The following is a 16,944-nucleotide window of genomic DNA, read 5'->3' as shown; positions in this document are numbered from 1 at the left end:
CCGGTCAGCCGAGGACCGGGTTGAGGCCCATGTTCTTGCGCATCTCGGCCCGCTGCTTCTCATAGTGCATGAGGAGCTTGCGGTCCTTGAAGTGCTGCCGCTCCTTGCGTGCCTGGGCCCGGATGAAGAATTGTCGCCAGCCGGCGCTGGTCAACTCGCCGCGGCCGGCATAGCGTGCGCGGACGCGGTTGGCCGGCTTCTCGCCGATCGCCTCGACGATCTCGTCCTGGAGGCAGACGAAGAACTGGCAGATGCCGCGGTCTCCCTGGCGGGCGGAGCGGCCGGCGAGCTGGCGGTCGATCCGCCGCGACTCGTTGCGCTCGGTGCCGATCACGTGGAGCCCGCCCAGGTCGGCGACCCCCTCCCCGAGCTTGATGTCGGTGCCGCGACCGGCCATGTTGGTGGCGACCGTGACCCGCCCCTGCTGGCCGGCCTGGGCGACGATCTGGGCCTCGACCTCGTGGTTCTTGGCGTTGAGGACCTGATGCTCGATGCCCGCCTCGGCGAGCAGGGCGCTGAGGTGCTCCGACTTCTCGATCGACCGGGTGCCCACCAGGACCGGCGCGCCTTTCTTGTTCCATTCGACGATCTGGTCGGCGACCGCCTGGAACTTCTCCAGCTCGTTCGAGAAGACCCGGTCGGGGAGCCAGATGCGGGCGTTGTGGCGGTTGGTCGGGATCTTCATCACGCCGACCTTGTAGATCCGCCGAAGCTCCGCGGCGTCGGTGGTCGCGGTGCCGGTCATGCCCGCGAGCTTCTTGAACCGCTTGAAGAAGTCCTGGACGGTGACGCGGGCGGCGGTGATCGTCTCCAGGGTGATCTCCAGGCCTTCCTTCGCCTGGATCGCCTGATGGAGCCCGTCTTGCCACTGGCGGCCGGGCATCATGCGGCCCGTGAATTCGTCGACGATGACGATCTCGCCCTCGTGGATGACGTAGTCGCGGTCGCGGAGGTAGGCGATCTGGGCTCGCAGGGAACGCTCGACGTACTCGTAGAGCGAGTCCACGGTGAGCATCCCGAACGAGGAGTGGGCCGCGCGGGCCTGGACCTTGCGGCGGCCGGCGGCTGACAGTTCGGCCTTCTTCTCGATCGGGTCGTACTTGTAGTCCTTGATGCGGACGAGGGTGGCGGCGAGCTGGTCGGCGCCGTAGTAGGCGGAGGCCTCCTCCTGCGTCGGCTGGTTGTTGGCGCCGATGATGAGCGGGGTTCGGGCCTCGTCGATCAGGATGCTGTCGGCCTCGTCGACCATGGCGAAGTGGTGGCTGCGCTGGACCGGGGTCTCGGACTCGACATGGACGCCCTGGCCGAGAAAGGCCTGCTCGAACGACTTGCGGTGGGTGTCGCCGAGTTGCAGGCGCTTCAGCTCGTCGCGGAGGAAGTCGAAGCCCATCTCCTTGCTGGTGCCGTAGGTGATGTCGCAGCCGTATGCCTTGCGGCGTTCCGAGTCGGCCATCCCGGTCTGGATGCAGCCGATGGTCAGGCCCAGGTGGCGATAGATCTGGCCCATCCATTCGGCGTCGCGGCGGGCGAGGTAGTCGTTGACGGTGACGACGTACACCCCCTTCGACGGCAGCGCGTTCAACACCGCCGGCATGGTGGCGACCAGGGTCTTCCCTTCGCCCGTCTCCAGCTCGGCGATGCAACTATTGTGGATGGCGACGCCGCCCAGGACCTGGACGTCGAACTGGCGCTGGCCGATCGTCCGCTTGGCGGCCTCGCGGGTCAGGGCGAAGGCTTCCGGCAGGAGCCCGTTGAGCGAGTCGCCCTGCCGCGCGCGGAGTCGCAGGGCGTGGGTTTTCTCGCGAAGCTCGGCGTCGGTCAGGGGCTCGAACCGGGATTCCAGGGCGTTGACGCGAGCGACCTGGACGGCGAACGAGGCGAAACGTCCCGTGGGCGTCGGCCCGGCGATCCGGGACATCTGATTGATCCAACCCACGCCGAGTCGGCTTGCCATTGGTGCTTCCTCTTCCATCCCATTGAGGGTCCGAGCCGAGGGGCGCGACCGCCTTCGAACCGCTCCGCGGGCCTGCGGATCGACTCCCCCTTGAACGGGACGTCGACCAGCGACGGATTCCCTCGGATTTCGTCGGATTTCGCGATCGGCGGGGGCGGGGCGGTTTCAGGAGCCGGCGTTGTAGCGTTTGAACCGCAATTCGTTGCGACCGAATTCCCAGTAGTCGCCGTTCTGGCCCGGCTTCAGGAGGCCCTTGGCCGCCTGGTTCGACAGGATCCCCCATTTCTCCTGGGCCGAAAGCTCGCCGGGCTGCTCGTCGCCGGGACCGCGTCCCCAGAGGATCATGGCGTTCTCGGAGTTCTGGAGGAACAGCCCTCGGGGATCGGAGATGATGACGGCGAGGATCCGCAGGGCCGAGGTCGATTCCGCCTGCTCCTTCCGGCTCGGTTCCAGCAGGAAGCCGGAGAGCCGGGCCGCCTGGAGCACGGCCTCATCGACGGCCGCGCGACGGGGCGTCTGCGGCGTCTCGGTCTTCCAGAGCTTGCCGAGGCGGTCGGTCGAGGGGATGGTGAGTCCCTCGCCGCGGATCCGGATCAGCCGACCCAGACGCTCGGTGTCGATGTCCTCCAGCGGGAGGATCAGGCCGTGACGATCCAGGACGACCTGGTCTGAGTTCGCGATCAGGACGTGCGCGACCGGCTCGCGGTAGGCGAGCCGCACGATCAGGCCCCGGGGGGGGAATTCGATCGATTCGACCGCCTCGACCCAGGGGAAGAGCTTGAAGGCGCGGTCGATCCGCTCGGGATTCACGTCGAGGACGGGGAGGATCTCGGCCTCGTCGGCGTTCCGGCGCACCCGTTCCAGAAAAGCGTAGGCGCCCCCCCGGAAGCAGGCCGGAGGCGGGACGGGGAGTTCGATCCGATCGAACGGAAGCTGATATTGGGGCTGCCTGTGGAGCCAGGCGATCGTCGAGCGAGCGACCTGGCCGCCGACGTAGCCAAGGACCGCGAGGATGCTGACGGCGAGGAGCAGGACCGCCGCGATCTTACGGACGTCGAGCCGGCCGGTGGAGCGCACGAACTCGAACCGACGGACGCGGGCCGGCGTTTCCTGGCCGTCGTCGCCGTCCGACGCGACGATCCGGGAAAGGTCGCGGTACTCCATGTCGCCGGCTCCTCCCGGATCGGTCGGCGCGCGACGACCCGCGCGCGGCGCACGGCCGGCGAGTCCTCGGTCGCGTGGTCCCGCCCCGGACGTCATGAAACTACCAGATTCGGAGCTGGAGTTCCAACTCGTAGCCGAACTGCTGCCAGACCCGCTGCTGGATCTGGTCGATCAGGTGGAGGACGTCGTCGGCCTTCGCCCCCGGATGCGCGATGATGAAATTGGCGTGGCGGTCCGAGACCTCGGCCCCGCCGTGCCGCGTCCCCTTCATCCCGGCCTGGTCGATGAGCGCCCCGGCGGAGATGTCGGCGGAGGGGTTCTTGAAGATGCATCCCGACGACTGGTGGCCGTAGGGCTGGTTCTCCTTCTTGACGATCCAGATCCGTCGCATCCGGCGGACGACCGATTCGGGCTCCTCCTGGGAGAGTTCGAATTCGGCCGAGAGGATCACCGGCTCGTCGAGGTTCGATTCCCGGTCCACGAAATTGAGGTCGTCGCGCTCGCGCTCCTGGACTTCGAAGGCCGAATCCAGGACGGTCACCCGGCTGACGAACGGGCCGATCGCCCCCTGTCGGCTTCCGGCGTTGCCCCGCAGCGCGCCCCCGACGGTCCCGGGGATGCCCGTGAGGATCTCCAGCCCCGCCAATCCGGCCCGCGCGGTCTGCGAGATCAAGGCGGTGAGCGGTACCGCCGCGCCGGTCTTGATGCGGTTCTCGACGACCGAGACGTCCGAGAAGTGGGGACTCTCCATGAGGACCACGAGGGCCTCGACGCCAGGATCGCGGACCAGGACGTTGGTCCCCCCGCCCAGGAGCTTGTAGGGAATCCCGGCCTCGTTCGCGCGACTCAGCACGGCCCGCATGTCCTCGATGTTGCGAGGCCTGGCGAAGTAAGCGGCGGGCCCGCCGAGACGGAACCAGGTCAGCGGGGCCAGGGGCTGGTTCTCGGCGACGAACTCCTGGAATTCCTTGAAGGGATGCTGCAAGCGACGAACCCCAATTGGCGTACAACGTTCCCGAAAACAGACGGGCGCATGGTAGCGGCAAGCCGGTTGACCGTCAAGCGCGCCGTGGTCTCGCGGGCGGGCGTCGCCCGGGGGATCGGGAGGGTCTGGGGGGGCCGTCGGCGGGGATCAGGGTTGGGCGGTCCCGGCGAGCGTGCCGGGCCTCGACTTGCGGAAGGCCTCCAGGGTGCGCCCGCCGTCCAGCCGCCAGCCCCAGCGGTCGTCGCCCGCGAGGATCATCGGCACCTCGACGGCCCCGGTGGACTTCATGCTGGTGGAGACGTCCGGGACCGCGAAGCCCATCCGTCCGACCGCTTGATCGGTGTGGATCGAGGCGAACGCCTCGCGGAGTCCAGGGCCGACGTCCTGGTGCGAGCGGACGACCTCGACCCTGGGGGCGGCCGTCTGGGACGATTCCGTGTGTTCCTGGAACTCGGGCCGGACCGCCTCGGCCCACTCGGCGACGGCGTCGTCGGTCCCCGAGACGCTCAGCCCTCGGAGCGTTTTCAGGTCGTTGCGGATCAGGGCCTGGGCGATGCGGGCCGCCTGTTCGTCGAAGGGGAGGGGGCGGCTGGCGCGAAGCACCGCCAGGCCGCCGACGACCAGGCCCAGCACGAGGACGGCCGCCGCGATCCAGGGGACCGACCGGCGCAGCCGCTCCACCCAGTGGTCGACTTCCTCCTCGACGTGATCGAGCACGTGGGCCTCGGGGATGAGGTGCAGAGCCTTCCCGGACTCGTGCGGCGAGCCCGCGACGACCCTCCCCTCGGGGGTCAGGTGGAAGCTCTTGAGGCACTTCTTGCAGAGAAGCCGGGTATTGACCTTGTCTTTCGGGACCCGGCCTTCGGCGCCGCAGGAGGGGCAGTTCATGGTGATCACGACGGACCTCCCAGTTCCCTTCGATCGTCGTACGCTACGGAGGATATCGCGTGGCGTCTCCATTTATTACGATACGAACCACGGCCGGCGTTGTGTCGACTCGATAAAACATTACCGTCGTTTTCATGTCTTAATTAGGTCGTTCTCGCCCTCCAGCGGTGGTGGACGACGTTAGAATGGACATCGGGTCGACCATGCAGAGAATCCCGGCCTTCGTATCCAACCCGGCCCTGCTCTGGACCCTGGCGCTGGCGGCGTGTCTCCTCTCGGCCTTGCTCATCGGGATCGAGCCGGTCGGCGGCGATCCGGATCGGATGTATCGCCCGATCAAGGCGGAACTCGCGAGGGCCCTGGACGAGGGAGGAATGCCGTACTGGTCCGATCGAGTCGGGCTGGGATTCCCCCTGCTGGCCGAGAGTCACGCGGCGGCTTATTATCCGCCCAACCAGGTCCTCTACCGGCTGCTATCGGTCCCTTTGGCCTATCGCCTGTCGATGTTCCTGCATTACCTCTTGATGGCCGGGGCGACCTACGCCTACGGCCGTCGGCTCGATCTCTCGCCATATGGCGCCGCGCTGGCGGCCTTGAGCTTCTCCTTCTGCGGCTTCCAGTCGATCCACTCCAGCCACGAGTGGTCCTATCACGCCCTGGCGTATCTGCCGATCTGCCTGCTGGCGGCCGAACGGATCATGGCCGAGGGACGGCTGGTCTGGGTCGCCGGGCTGGCCGTCGCGTATGGGCTCCAGTTGACGGTCGGACATTTCCAGGTGCAGTCGTGGACGGCGGGACTGGTGGTCGCGACGGGCGCCTGGCGGGCGCTCGAGGCGCCGAGGCGGGCCTGTCGGGCGTTGGGCCTGCTCGCGGGCCTGGCCTGGGGGGCGGCGATCGCGGCGGTACAGCTCGGCCCCAGCTGGGAGCTGGCGCGGTTCGTCGGCTTCGATGACCGGCCGTTCCTGTCGCTGGCGTTCTTCGGATTTCCCCCGGCGCACTGGGCCGAGCTGGTGGCGCCCGGATGGCTGCGGGGCATCCCCGGCGGTCCCGAGGCCGGCTACTGGTACGCCCTCGGGACGACGGGCTATGAGGCGTGCCTCTACATCGGCACGATCCCGCTGATCTTCGCCTTCGTGGGCCTGGTCTCGCAGCGCGACTCCGCGACCCGGTTCTGGACCGGCGTCTCCCTGGCGACGTTCCTGCTGGCGATCCTGCCGAGCGTCTGGCTCCAGGGGTTCGAGTGGGTCACTTCGGTGCCGGGGATGGGTCTGTTCCGGGCGCCGGGACGCTTCCTGGCCGTGACGAGCCTGGGCCTGGCCCTGATCGCGGGCCGGGGTCTCGACCGGGGCGGGAGCCGCGCGCCGGCGTGGTTCGGCCTGGTCCTCGCGATCGCCTTCGCGGCGGGGGGGCCTGGTGGATCGTCTCCTGGTCGTGGCGGCCGGACCACGTCCGCGAGCTGGGGGGGGATCGGCTCCTGATCCGGCTGGCGATGGCGGCCGGGGTCTGGCTGGTCGCGGTGATCCTGGCCGTGGGATGGCTGCGGGGGCGGGCTCCCGCGCAACTCTTGCTCGTGGCCACGGCGGCCGAGCTGGGGGCTCTCTACTACACGTCGACGACGGACTGGGGATGGGCGGTCGCCATCCCCGAGTCGAGCCCCATCCTGACGCGGCTGGCCCAGGAGAAGGACGTGGGGAAGGTCGCCGGGCTCCTCAGCGACATCCCGCTTCGATTGGGCATGGCCCCGATCTTCCCTTACACGGGCTTCGAGGCGCCGCCGCCCCACCCGTCGCTGGCGGCGATGGCCCAGCGTGGCGCGCTGAGCCACATCAACGGCTTTGACTTCTCTTACTACGGTGCGACTCACGGGGTCTGGGATGAGAACGACCGAATCGTCCCGGATTTTGCGGAGACCCTCCTGGTCGGTCGCGACGAGGCGCTGGATCGCCTGATCCACAAGCCCGCCGGGGCCCCGGCCCATGCGACCTGGCGGCTGGTCCGGTTCAAGAAACCCGCCCCCAGGATCCGGGCATACGTCCATCCCCCCTACCTTCGGAACGAACGCCAGAGATCCCTCGCCAGCGAACTCCCCCCGCGTGATCAGACGCCGAGGGCGACCCTCGCCGAGGTCACCTCCTGGGATGGCCGGACCGCGACCGTCGACCACGATGGATCTTGCGACGTGGTCCTCGTGCGAACCTACTATCCCGGCTGGACGTATCGGATCGACGACGGCCCCGAACGGCCGGTCGCCGACGTCGAGCGAGGCGTCCAGGCCGCGCACGTCCCCGGGGCGGGCGTGCATCGGGTCACGTTCGCTTACCGGCCGACCTACCGCACATCGACGATCGTCGCCAGCGCAGGGGCCTTGCTCCTGGCGCTGGCGACCCTCGTCAGGGAGAAGACCCGTCGATCACCGCCTCGAAAGACCGACGCCGACCGCCAGGACGACCGCGCCGAGCAGCATGGCCTGGGTGGGGGCCGCGAATCGGGGGGCGAGCCACGCGAAGCCTAGTCCGAGGATCGGGCCGAGGAGGACGACGCCGGCGGCGAGGAACGCGAACAGGCCCACCGTCCGCGATCGGAAGAGGGTCGACGCCACGAGGAGCAAGCCCGCCACGCCGAGGTTCGCCGCGAGGATCGACCGGAAGGGGGCCGGAATCCAGGCGTCGCCGAGCGGCTGGAACCATCGCGACGGCTCCACGGGGATGTCGACCTGCACGTCCCGCAGCGCGTCCGGGTCGGCGTTCTCCGCCGCCGCCTTCGCCGCGCGGCCGATCTCGGTCGCGGCGCGACCGACCTGGTCGGCGGTCACGACCTGATGCGAGTGCATCCAGTAAGCGAACACGGCCAGAAGCCCCGCGCCCAGGACCAGGCGGGGGAATCGGCCGAAGATCCGCTGAGACCAGGCGTCGAGCCGACGAGCGAGCGGCCCCGGACCGGACTCGCGACCTTCGAGGATCCGCTCGGGGTCCTCGATCGCGTTGCGGAGGTGCTGGGTGATCGTCGGGCCGGTCGATCCGGGCGCCCGCGACCCGGCCTGGAGGGCGGCCTGTTCCTCGCGCCACTCGGCCGCGGCGCGGAGCAAGGCGGCCGAGGCTCGCCAGGAGAGACGGCGGGCGGTCAGCAGGTTGAGCCCCTCGGCCTCGAACCGCGCCTCCTCGACCTCCTGAAACAGTCGACGCAACCGGGCCTCCCGGCGCATCGCCACGAGCGCGGCGAGAAGGGTTTCGAGCCGTCCTCGCCACCAGGATCGAACCTCGCCGCTGGGCGAGGATGGGTCGTGAAGGCTGCGAAGTCGCTCGGCCGCGAGCGCCCGTTCGCCGAAGAGGGCGGCGAACAGCGTCTCCCATGCCCGGCCCGCCGCGACGATCAGCGCGTCTCGCAGTCGACGCTCGTCGACCCCGGCGCGACGAAGCCTTCGGAGAGGGTCCCTGACCCGCGCGACGGCCTCGTCCCGGCTCGCGAGGAACGGACGGTCGACGTAGTAGTGAAACCCCCCGATCAGCCCTCCCACGCAGGCCGACAGGAAGAGCAGGGGGCAGAGGAAGCCGCCGTAGAGCGTCATCGCCAGCAGGATCAGCACCCCGATCCCCATGGCGAACCACGAACGGAGCCCGTCTCCCAGAAACACTTCCCGAAGCAGGTCGGCCAGTCCCGAGGGCCGGATGGACCTGGAGGCGAACGCCAGCGCGGCGGCCGTGAGCAGGCCGAAGCCCGCGACCACGACCATCGGCCGATACGCCCCCAACGCCAAAAGCAGCAGGAGGAACGCCAGCCACACGCCCCCCACGGCCGTCAACACGCCGCGACGCAGCCTTGCGGCGGGCGCGTCGTGCATCAGCGTCGCCGCGTCCATCGCCTCGGCCTGGTAAGCGGCCTCGTCGGCCGACGTCGCGCCTTGTCGCAGCCCCAGAGCGTCTTCCAGGACGTCGACCACGACGTCCATGCTCGGGTAGCGTTCCTCGGGCGTCTTCCGGGTCATCGCCAGGATCACGTCGGAGAGCGAGTCCGGCAGGCTGGGGACGAACTCCTTCGGGGGGATGAGCGCCTCATTCTGATGGCTGGCGATCAGCTCGGACGCCGTGGTCTTTGTGAAGGGGATCCGGCCCGTCACAAGCTGGTAGAACGTGCAGCCCAGGGCATAAACGTCGGCCCTTCCGTCGATGACGAGCGCGTCGCGCGCCTGTTCGGGGGCCATGTAGATGGGCGTCCCCGCCGCCGCCCGCAGCGCTGGAAGGGCCTTCTTCGAGGCGTCCTCGGCGGCGATCCGCCCCCGGCCGCGAGGCCCTTGCCGGGCGGACGTGTCGCGGGCGCTCTCAGCCACAGCCATCGAGGGGGTTGTCTCCAGGCCGAGGTCGTCGACGACGACGAGGCCGTCGGCCGTGAGCCGGAGGTTCTCCGGCTTCACGTCGCGATGCCAGATCCCCTGGGCGTGCGCGACGGCCAGCCCACGCGCGGCCTGGAGGATCCACGAGGCGGCCGTCCGGGGTTCGATCTTCCCCCGTCGAGCCAGCTCCTCGGCCAGCGACGAGCCCGCCACATACTCCATCGCCGTGAACGTCGACGAGCCGTCTCGGCCGATGTCCACAATCGGGATGATGTGCGGGCTGGCGACCTGGGAGGTCGCCAGCGCCTCGCGCAGGAACCGCTCGACGAAGATCGCGTCGCGCTCCCGGTCGGCCGAGACCACCTTCAGTACCACGCGGCCGGCGAGCGACATCGGCCGGGCCAGCAGCGACTTCCCACGCGGGCCGTGGCCGAGGAGCTTGAGCACCACGCAACGGGCCAGGTATCGCGGCGTCCCGCGCGGCAACCGGCTGTAACCGGGAATCGCAGCGGGGGCGTCGAGGGTCGTCGGGATCGCTTCCAGGGACGGGGCCGATGCGTCTGGGCTCGCGGAGCCCGCCGGCTCGACGCCCGGCGCGGTCGCTCCTCCCTCCGGGATCGTCAGGACGAAGGGCTCCCGACAGCTCGGGCACCTCGGCGTGAACCGGCCGGGATGGACGTCGACGATCCGGATCGGGTGTCGACACGACGGGCAATGAATCACCAACTCAACAACCCTCCGACGTTCGCCCTCCGGGGCGTCGCGTCAGCTCAGGAACCCCAGGGACCTTCCACCGACTTATGCTCGCGCGAGGATTCGAGGGCCGCTTCGAGGACCTTCACGACCTCGCGACCCTGTTCGGCCGTCACGGCCAGGGGCCCGCTCCGCGTCAGATGGGCGGCGATGTTCGCATAGTAGCCGTCCCAGTGCGAGCGCACCGAGGGGAGCCGACGGCGGGCCGTCTCCGGGTCGCGCGTGTGCGGATCGGGATCGGCGGCCGTGCTGAGGAGACCCTGCTGGCTCTCGGACTCGTCGGCCCGGTCGATGTCCCCGGCGCGGAGCGCATCCTCCTGCGGGTCGACGCCGTACTTGACGTAGCCCCCCGCCGACCCCACCACCCACCATCGAGGACGATCGATGCGGCAGATCCGGCTCGTCTCGGCCTGGAAGACGGCGTGGTCGAACTCCAGGATGATCCGGCCGTGCCCGCCGATGTCGACCCCTTCCCAGGGGCTCTCGAACAGCCAGGAAGTCAGGCGTCGGCAAGGTCCCAGGCCGAGTTGGATGGCGTGGTCGACCATGTGGGCGCCCCAGTCGTGGAGGATCGTGCCCGACGCCCCGAGTTCTCCGCGCCAGCCTTGCGGCGCCTTGAATCGACAGACGGCGCTCTCGATCAGGAGCGGGCGGCCGATCAGGCCCTCCTGGAAGATCCGGCGGAGCGTCGAGAAATCCCAATCCCAGCGCCGGTTGTGGAAGACCGAGAGCATCCGGCCCGAGCGGTCGCGGGCGGCGATCATCCGATCGGCGTCGGCCGTCGTCAGCGCCATCACCTTGTCGACGACGCAGTGCCGGCCGGCTTCGAGGGCGCGCACCGTCATCTCGGCGTGGACGTCGTGCGGGGTCGCCAGGACCACGAGGTCGACGGCCGGATCGTCCAGCGCCTCGTCGAGGTCGGCGAAGGTCTTCACGCCCCGCTCGGCCCGGACTCGCTCGCGAACCTCGGGTTTGCGCGCGACGACGCCGTGGAGTTCCAAATCGGGCTGGCGGAGGATCAAGGGGACGTGCAGCTCACGTCCCGCCATGCCGTATCCGACGACGACGGTTCGAATCATGGCGACGGTATCGCAGGAGGAGGGGACGGTCGGCCTCGAACCGCTCAGCTCGACGGCCTCGGCGTCCAGGTTCCCCAGTATCGCGGGCGACGCCTCGACGTGCGAGGCCGGTCCGGTGCTTCCGGTCGCGAGATCAGCGAGGCCGGCCCGCCCGCGATCGCCGATCGGCCCTTTCCCGAGGTACTCGCGCGGCGTCGGCGACCGTATCCCAATAGCCCGAGACGGGTCGACGGCAACCCGTCCAGTCAACTAAGGAATTCAACCTACAATTGCCTGACCCTTGACGCGGCAAGAAGTTCCGGCGGTTCTATCGAAACGATGAGATTTGACGAAGGTGGATGTTTCGGCGATAATCCCTGTGTACGACGCGAGCCCCCTCTCGGTCGGACGAGCACGTCCGGCCCGCTCCGTCGGCGCGGTGGGAACCGTCGGAAAGCCTCTCGCCAGCGGCCGTCGTGGGCCGGGGCGTCCCGTCGCGCACGGGCCGAATCCACGTCGAGTCGTGCGTTCGGGCCGTCGGGCTCGCAACTCGGAAAGGGGAGGAGGCGATGGTCGCACTGCATCGAGACGAGCCCCGGATTCTCGGGCCGATTCCGGGACCGAAGAGCGAGGCCTGGCTTGAGCGCGACGACCGCGTGATGTCGCCTTCGTACACGCGAACGTATCCCCTGGTCGTGCGTCGGGCCAGGGGGGCTATGATCGAGGATATGGACGGCAACCGCTTCCTGGACTTCACCGCCGGGATCGCGGTGACGAACGTCGGGCACTCCCACCCCAGGGTGGTCGAGGCCATCGTCCGGCAGAGCAAGCGGCTGATCCACATGTCCGGGACGGATTTCTACTACGCCCCGCAGATCAAACTGGCCGAGCGGCTGGCGGAGATCTCGCCCGGATCGACGCCCAAGCGGGTCTTCTACACCAACAGCGGGGCCGAGTCGATCGAGGCGGCGCTGAAGCTGTCGCGCAGGCACACGGGGCGTCCCCGGGTGATCGCGTTCCTGCGGGCCTTCCACGGTCGGACCTACGGCGCGATGTCGTTGTCGGCTTCGAAGCCGATCCATCGCCAGGGCTTCGCGCCGCTGGTCGCCGACATCCACCACGCGATCTACAACGACCTGGAGAGCGTGACGAGGCTGTTCAAGACGGTCTGCTCGCCCGAGGAGACGGCGGCGATCTTCGTCGAGCCGATCCAGGGCGAGGGGGGCTACATCGTCCCTGACGATGGCTTCCTCCCCGGCCTCCGCAAACTCTGCGATCAGCATGGAATCCTCCTGGTCGTGGACGAGATCCAGTCCGGATTCGGCCGGACGGGGAAGATGTTCGCCTGCGAGCATTGGGGCGTCGAGCCCGACATCCTCTGCCTGGCGAAGGGGATCGCCAACGGCCTGCCGCTGGGCGCGATCGTCGCCCGGGCCGACGTGATGGACTGGCCGCCGGGGAGCCACGCCTCGACCTTCGGCGGCAACCCGGTCGCCTGCGCCGCAGCCCTGGCGACCATCGACCTGATCGAGTCGAAGTACGCCCGCAACGCCGTCGAGCGTGGCGCCCAGCTCGTCGCGGGGTTGAAGGAGGCGGCCGTGGGCAATCCTTCGGTCCGCGAGGTTCGGGGCAAGGGACTGATGATCGGCATGGAGATTCAGGACGGGTCGGGCTCGCCCGCCCCGGCCCTTCGCGACCAGATCATCGACGCCGCCTTCTATCGCGGGCTCCTCCTGCTCCCGTGCGGGCCGAGTACGGTGCGATTCTGCCCCCCCTTGTGCCTGACCGAGCGTCAGGTTGAAATCGGGCTCAGGCTGCTGGGCGCCGCCATGGTCGACGTGCAGACGGCCGACAAGGCGGGCGTTTGACCGTCCTTTCAAGGAGCCCTAATATGACGCTCGCGACCGAGCCGGACCTCGCCGCGCCGTTCCAGTGGCGGCGGTGGCCGGAGACCGAATCCCTGATCAACGAGCTGACCCGGCAGTCCCTGGCGGGGCACGCCTTCGCCGCGAGCCTGGCCGAGCGCTTGCCGCCGGAGACCGGCACGATCTTTCAGAATTGGCTCGACCACTTCGTGGTGGCCGCGCCCCCGTCGTTCGCCAACCGCCTCGTGACGCTCGGCTACGAACGGACGCCCGACACCCATTCGGTCGGCGTCCCGGTCTACGCGCATCCGGGGGGCGTCTTCCCTCGGATCGCCGTCGGGCCGAAGCCGAAGTCGTCGGCGGGCGCCGAGCCGGTCGTCCGGGACGTCGGCCTCAAGGTGGAGTCCGTCGCCGCCTTCTCCGGCGCGCACGACCTCGGGCTGAGACTCCAGGGCTATCCGATGGGGCCGCTCCGCTCCGCCCGCGTGCCGGGCGAGGGGGTCGACCTCGTCGTGGTGGAACGTCGCGCCTACCTGGGCTTCGAGAACTATCCGACCGAAGCCGCCCGACGCGGGCTGATGAAACCCCACGCCGCGCGCGAGGCGCTGGCCGCGCGCGACCTGTGGCTGGCCCGTCGCCGTCGGTTCGACGACGACGCCGAGGGGTTCGCCGCGACCGAGGCCCTGGTCGACGAGGTGATCGAAACGGCCGGCTCGGCCGACCTGGCCTGCCACCTGATCTTTGAGGTGGAGCGCGACTACTGGCAGGCTCGCAACCGCGCCGCGCAGGTGCAGAAGGCCCGGCAGGATCGATTCGGCCTGGGCTGGGCGAACCACGACCACCACACGTTCCGCAGCTCTCGCCGGTTCTTCCCGAACCTCATCCGCATCTTCACCAGGCTGGGGTTCTTCCTGCGGGAGCGATTCCACGCCGGCGAGCACGCCGGGTGGGGGGCGCAGGTGCTGGAGCATCCGACGACCGGGATCGTCATCTTCGCCGACCTCGACCTGGCTCCCGACGAGGCGACCCAGGATTTCGCCCGCCATCCGCTCCCCGACCTCGCCAGGCCGGGCACCGTCGGGTTGTGGGTGGCGCTCCACGGCGAGTCGATCCTGGAAGCAGGGATGCACCACCTGGAGGCCCAGTTCGAGTTCGACGCCCTCCGCGACGGGCTCAGGGCCGAGGCCGGGATCGAGACGATGAAGCCGTTCTCGGACTTCCCGTTTCTTCGCCAGGCGTTCACCGCCGGTGAGCGCTGGGCGGTCTCGTCGAAGCGGGCCGATCGGGCGCTCGCCGCTGGCTGGATCACCCAGGAGCAGCGCGACAAGTTCGTGAACGAAGGGACGATCGGCAGCCATCTGGAGAACCTCCAGCGCCGCGAAGGCTTCAAGGGGTTCAACCAGCAGGCCGTCAGCGCGATCATCGCCGCGACCGACCCTCGCCTGCACTGAGTCGCCCATCATTCGGCCGCGTTCGAAACGAAAGGAGGGCGTCCCGTCTGGGACGCCCTCACTTTGTCGACTAGTAACACGACGACGCCGATCAGGGCGTGGCGGCGGCCAGTCCGTCCTTGGCGTGGCCCGCCCGCTCCTTCTCCTGGCCGAGCAACTCCAGTTCGGTCTTGAGGGCCTGAGCGCGGGCCTGGGCGGCGGCGGCAGGATTGGCCTTGTCGGCGAGAGCCTTATCGGCGGCGGCCTTGCCGGCGATCGCCTGGTCGAGCTTCCCCTTGAGATCGGCGACGAGGGCCGTGGCCGCTTGTGACGCGGCGTGGGCCTCGGCGAGGGCCTTGTCGCTCTCGGCCTTTTCGGCTTCGAGGCGCTTGACGGCCTCGGCGGCGGCGGTCAGGCCTATCCCGGCGGCCTTGGCGCGAAGCTGGGCCGGAGGGACCGCCTCGGGCGCTGCGGCCTTCGCAGCGGCGGCCTGCTTGACCGAGGCGGCGGCGGCGGAACGACCCGCCCCGGCGGCGGTCAGGGCCTGGATCAACTCATTCGCACGCTGCGTCTGGCGGCCGAGCTCCTCGGCGGCCTTCGTCGCGGCGTCGGGGTCGGCGGCGTTCGCAAGGGCCTCGGCGGCGGCGGCGAGGGGGAGGTCGTGGGCGGCCTTGTCGGCGAGCGCCTGGGCGACGGCCGATTTCGTGGCCTCGAGCGCGGCGAGGGCGGCCTTCTCGGCGGCGTCGGAGTCCACGACCGCCTTCTCGGCGGCGGCCTGCGCCTCGCGGGCCTGGGCGGCGAGCTGCTCGGCGGCGTTCGCGGTGGCGGCGGCGTCCTGGACGGCGGCGGCCCTGGCGTTGACGACCACTTCACGCTCGGCGACCAGGGCCGTCTGGGTTGCCGACGCCTGCTCGGCGGCGGTGAACGCCTCCTGGGCCTTCGCCTGGGCCTCGGCGGCGGTGCCGGCGGCCGCCTGGAGCGGCGGAAGCTCCTTCGCGAGCGCCTCGGCCTCGGCCGTCGCGACGGCCAGTTCCTTCTCCGACTGGTCGATGCGCACGGCGATCGGCGCGGGGGCGGGGGTCAAGGAGGCCAGGCGATGGCCGTCCTTGGCGTCCCAGACGCGGATCGCGCCGGACCAGTCGGTTCCGGCGACGGCGGCCTCGTCGTGGGTCAGGGCCACGGCCAACGCCAGGTCGCCGAAGGGCTCCAGCTCGAGTTTCTTGCCGCCGTTCGCGTCCCAGGTCCTGACCATGCGGTCGCGTCCGGCCGTCGCGAGGCCGCCGTCCTTGGCGAACTGGAGGGCGGCGACGCCCGGCGGGTGCGCGGGGATGTTCTTGATCGCCTTCCCCTCGTTCATCTCCCACAGCTTGACCGTCCCGTCTTCGCTGGACGAGGCGAGCACGTTGGAGTCGAGGCGCCAGGAGAGATCGGTGATGGAGCCCGTATGGCCGCGGAGTTCCAGGTATTCGCGGCCCGTCTCCGCCTCCCAGACGAGGAGGCCGTTGTTGCGGTCGCCGGTGGCGAGGAGGACGCCGTCGGGGCTGAACTCGATCGCGGTGATCCACTCGGTGTGCTTCTTGATCTCGAAGAGGGGGCTGCCGTCGGCCGTGTTGTAGACCCGGACGATCCGTCCCGGCCCGCCGAGGGCGACCTGACTCTGGTCCGGGCTGACGTCGGCGGCCAGCACCGCGTCGTATTCGCGGCCGACCTCGAAGACCCGCTCGCCGGTCTTGACGTTGAACCCGACCGCGAGGCCCGAGTCCCCGCCGCGACCGCCTCCGACCAGCAGGAGGTCGCCGCCGCGGCTGAACTTCAGGACGTGGATCGTCCCCTCCGGGAACGGCAGGACGCCCATCAGGTGATGGTCGGTGGTCCGATACAGGAGCACCTGCTTATGGCCGCCGACGGCCAGGAGCGGGGCCCATGGGCTCGCCGCCAGCGCCACGACCGCGCCCGGTCGGGCTTCGGGGGTGAACGGCTGGGTGGCCAGGTTCTCGGGCATCGCCGGCTCGCCGGCCGGCTTGCCCAGCGCCGAGGGGTCGAGCTTCAGCTCCATCTTGGGCTTGGCCTTGGCCGCGACCTTGCTGCCCGAGGATTCGAGCGCCCCGCCCTCGATCCACTTCTTGATCAGCTCGATCTCGGCGTCGGGGATCCGGGCCGAGTTCGGGGGCATCTTGGGCTCCTCGGTGTGTAGGATCACCGCCAGGAGCGTGCTGGAGTCCGGGTCGCCGGGCTCGATCACCGCGCCCGAGCCGCCCCCCTGCATGGTCCCCCCGAAGGTCTCCAGGTTCAGGCCCCCCTTGGCCTTGTCCGGGTTGTGGCAGGAGCCGCAACGGTTCCGGAAGATCGGAGAGACCTGGTCCATGAAGGTGATCTTGGCCGCCCCGTCCTCGGCGCGGGCCGCCGGGACGGCGGCGCCGAGGGCGAACAGCGCGAGGAGCGGGAGCGACGGGATTCGGGATCGCATGGCGTCGGGCCTCTCGAGGGTCGAACGATGGCGGGGGCGGTCGGCCGTCGGGA

The 16,944-nt window shown here is 69.7% G+C and carries 11 protein-coding genes; 4 read left to right on the top strand and 7 right to left on the bottom strand.

Annotated features, from left to right (window positions below; translation table 11 throughout):
- Positions 1-4: 4 nt before the first annotated feature.
- The 4 genes from VT85_RS18025 to VT85_RS18010 form a co-directional block, all read right to left on the bottom strand.
- The gene (locus tag VT85_RS18025; RefSeq protein WP_068418423.1) at positions 5-1,954 is read right to left on the bottom strand and encodes a DEAD/DEAH box helicase; all 1,950 of its coding nucleotides are present in this window, start codon (positions 1,952-1,954) and stop codon (positions 5-7) included.
- A 165-nt stretch (positions 1,955-2,119) separates the two neighbouring features.
- Complete coding sequence (locus VT85_RS18020) at positions 2,120-3,118, bottom strand: hypothetical protein (protein WP_068418418.1); 999 nt, start codon at positions 3,116-3,118, stop codon at positions 2,120-2,122.
- Between the two features lie 100 nt (positions 3,119-3,218).
- A complete protein-coding gene (gene murB / locus VT85_RS18015) occupies positions 3,219-4,103 on the bottom strand; it encodes a UDP-N-acetylmuramate dehydrogenase (RefSeq protein WP_068418413.1) in 885 nt (294 codons plus the stop codon).
- Between the two features lie 147 nt (positions 4,104-4,250).
- Positions 4,251-5,000 (bottom strand): hypothetical protein, encoded by a 750-nt coding sequence (locus tag VT85_RS18010; protein ID WP_068418410.1) that lies wholly within the window; start codon positions 4,998-5,000, stop codon positions 4,251-4,253.
- Positions 5,001-5,194: 194 nt separating this feature from the next.
- On the opposite strand from VT85_RS18010, the gene VT85_RS18005 reads away from it, so the two are divergent.
- The gene (locus VT85_RS18005) at positions 5,195-6,469 is read left to right on the top strand and encodes a hypothetical protein (protein WP_156512937.1); all 1,275 of its coding nucleotides are present in this window, start codon (positions 5,195-5,197) and stop codon (positions 6,467-6,469) included.
- Entirely contained in the window at positions 6,358-7,503 is a 1,146-nt protein-coding gene (locus VT85_RS18000; RefSeq protein ID WP_068418404.1) for a hypothetical protein, read from the top strand. The genes VT85_RS18005 and VT85_RS18000 overlap by 112 nt, the downstream gene beginning before the upstream one ends.
- Here the strand turns inward: VT85_RS18000 and VT85_RS17995 are convergent.
- Together VT85_RS17995 and VT85_RS17990 are read right to left on the bottom strand one after the other, a co-directional pair.
- Positions 7,402-10,041, bottom strand: a complete 2,640-nt coding sequence (locus VT85_RS17995) for a serine/threonine-protein kinase (protein WP_197490849.1) — start codon at positions 10,039-10,041, stop codon at positions 7,402-7,404. The genes VT85_RS18000 and VT85_RS17995 overlap by 102 nt on opposite strands.
- A gap of 47 nt (positions 10,042-10,088) precedes the next feature.
- Positions 10,089-11,150 carry a Gfo/Idh/MocA family oxidoreductase gene (locus tag VT85_RS17990; RefSeq protein WP_068418398.1) on the bottom strand — a complete coding sequence of 354 codons (1,062 nt, stop codon included), beginning with the start codon at positions 11,148-11,150 and terminating at the stop codon, positions 10,089-10,091.
- Between the two features lie 548 nt (positions 11,151-11,698).
- Between VT85_RS17990 and VT85_RS17985 the strand changes: the two genes are divergently transcribed.
- Positions 11,699-12,997 (top strand): acetyl ornithine aminotransferase family protein, encoded by a 1,299-nt coding sequence (locus VT85_RS17985; protein ID WP_068418394.1) that lies wholly within the window; start codon positions 11,699-11,701, stop codon positions 12,995-12,997.
- Between the two features lie 23 nt (positions 12,998-13,020).
- A complete protein-coding gene (locus tag VT85_RS17980) occupies positions 13,021-14,445 on the top strand; it encodes a hypothetical protein (protein ID WP_068418389.1) in 1,425 nt (474 codons plus the stop codon).
- Between the two features lie 91 nt (positions 14,446-14,536).
- Here VT85_RS17980 and VT85_RS17975 read toward each other — a convergent pair whose 3' ends face one another.
- Entirely contained in the window at positions 14,537-16,891 is a 2,355-nt protein-coding gene (locus tag VT85_RS17975; protein ID WP_068418386.1) for a c-type cytochrome domain-containing protein, read from the bottom strand.
- Between the last annotated feature and the right edge of the window lie 53 nt (positions 16,892-16,944).

The organism is Planctomyces sp. SH-PL62 (assembly GCF_001610895.1).
In the GTDB taxonomy this organism is placed as follows: Bacteria; Planctomycetota; Planctomycetia; order Isosphaerales; family Isosphaeraceae; genus Paludisphaera.
This window is presented reverse-complemented; position numbering and strand designations above follow the sequence as displayed.

What these genes read in the sequence shown, in the direction of transcription:
- VT85_RS18025 (WP_068418423.1), bottom strand. Translation starts at nt 1,954, where the DNA reads ATGGCAAGCCGACTCGGCGTGGGTTGGATCAATCAGATGTCCCGGATC.
- VT85_RS18020 (WP_068418418.1), bottom strand. Translation starts at nt 3,118, where the DNA reads ATGGAGTACCGCGACCTTTCCCGGATCGTCGCGTCGGACGGCGACGAC.
- VT85_RS18005 (WP_156512937.1), top strand. Translation starts at nt 5,195, where the DNA reads ATGCAGAGAATCCCGGCCTTCGTATCCAACCCGGCCCTGCTCTGGACC.
- VT85_RS17990 (WP_068418398.1), bottom strand. Translation starts at nt 11,150, where the DNA reads ATGATTCGAACCGTCGTCGTCGGATACGGCATGGCGGGACGTGAGCTG.
- VT85_RS17985 (WP_068418394.1), top strand. Translation starts at nt 11,699, where the DNA reads ATGGTCGCACTGCATCGAGACGAGCCCCGGATTCTCGGGCCGATTCCG.
- VT85_RS17980 (WP_068418389.1), top strand. Translation starts at nt 13,021, where the DNA reads ATGACGCTCGCGACCGAGCCGGACCTCGCCGCGCCGTTCCAGTGGCGG.
- VT85_RS17975 (WP_068418386.1), bottom strand. Translation starts at nt 16,891, where the DNA reads ATGCGATCCCGAATCCCGTCGCTCCCGCTCCTCGCGCTGTTCGCCCTC.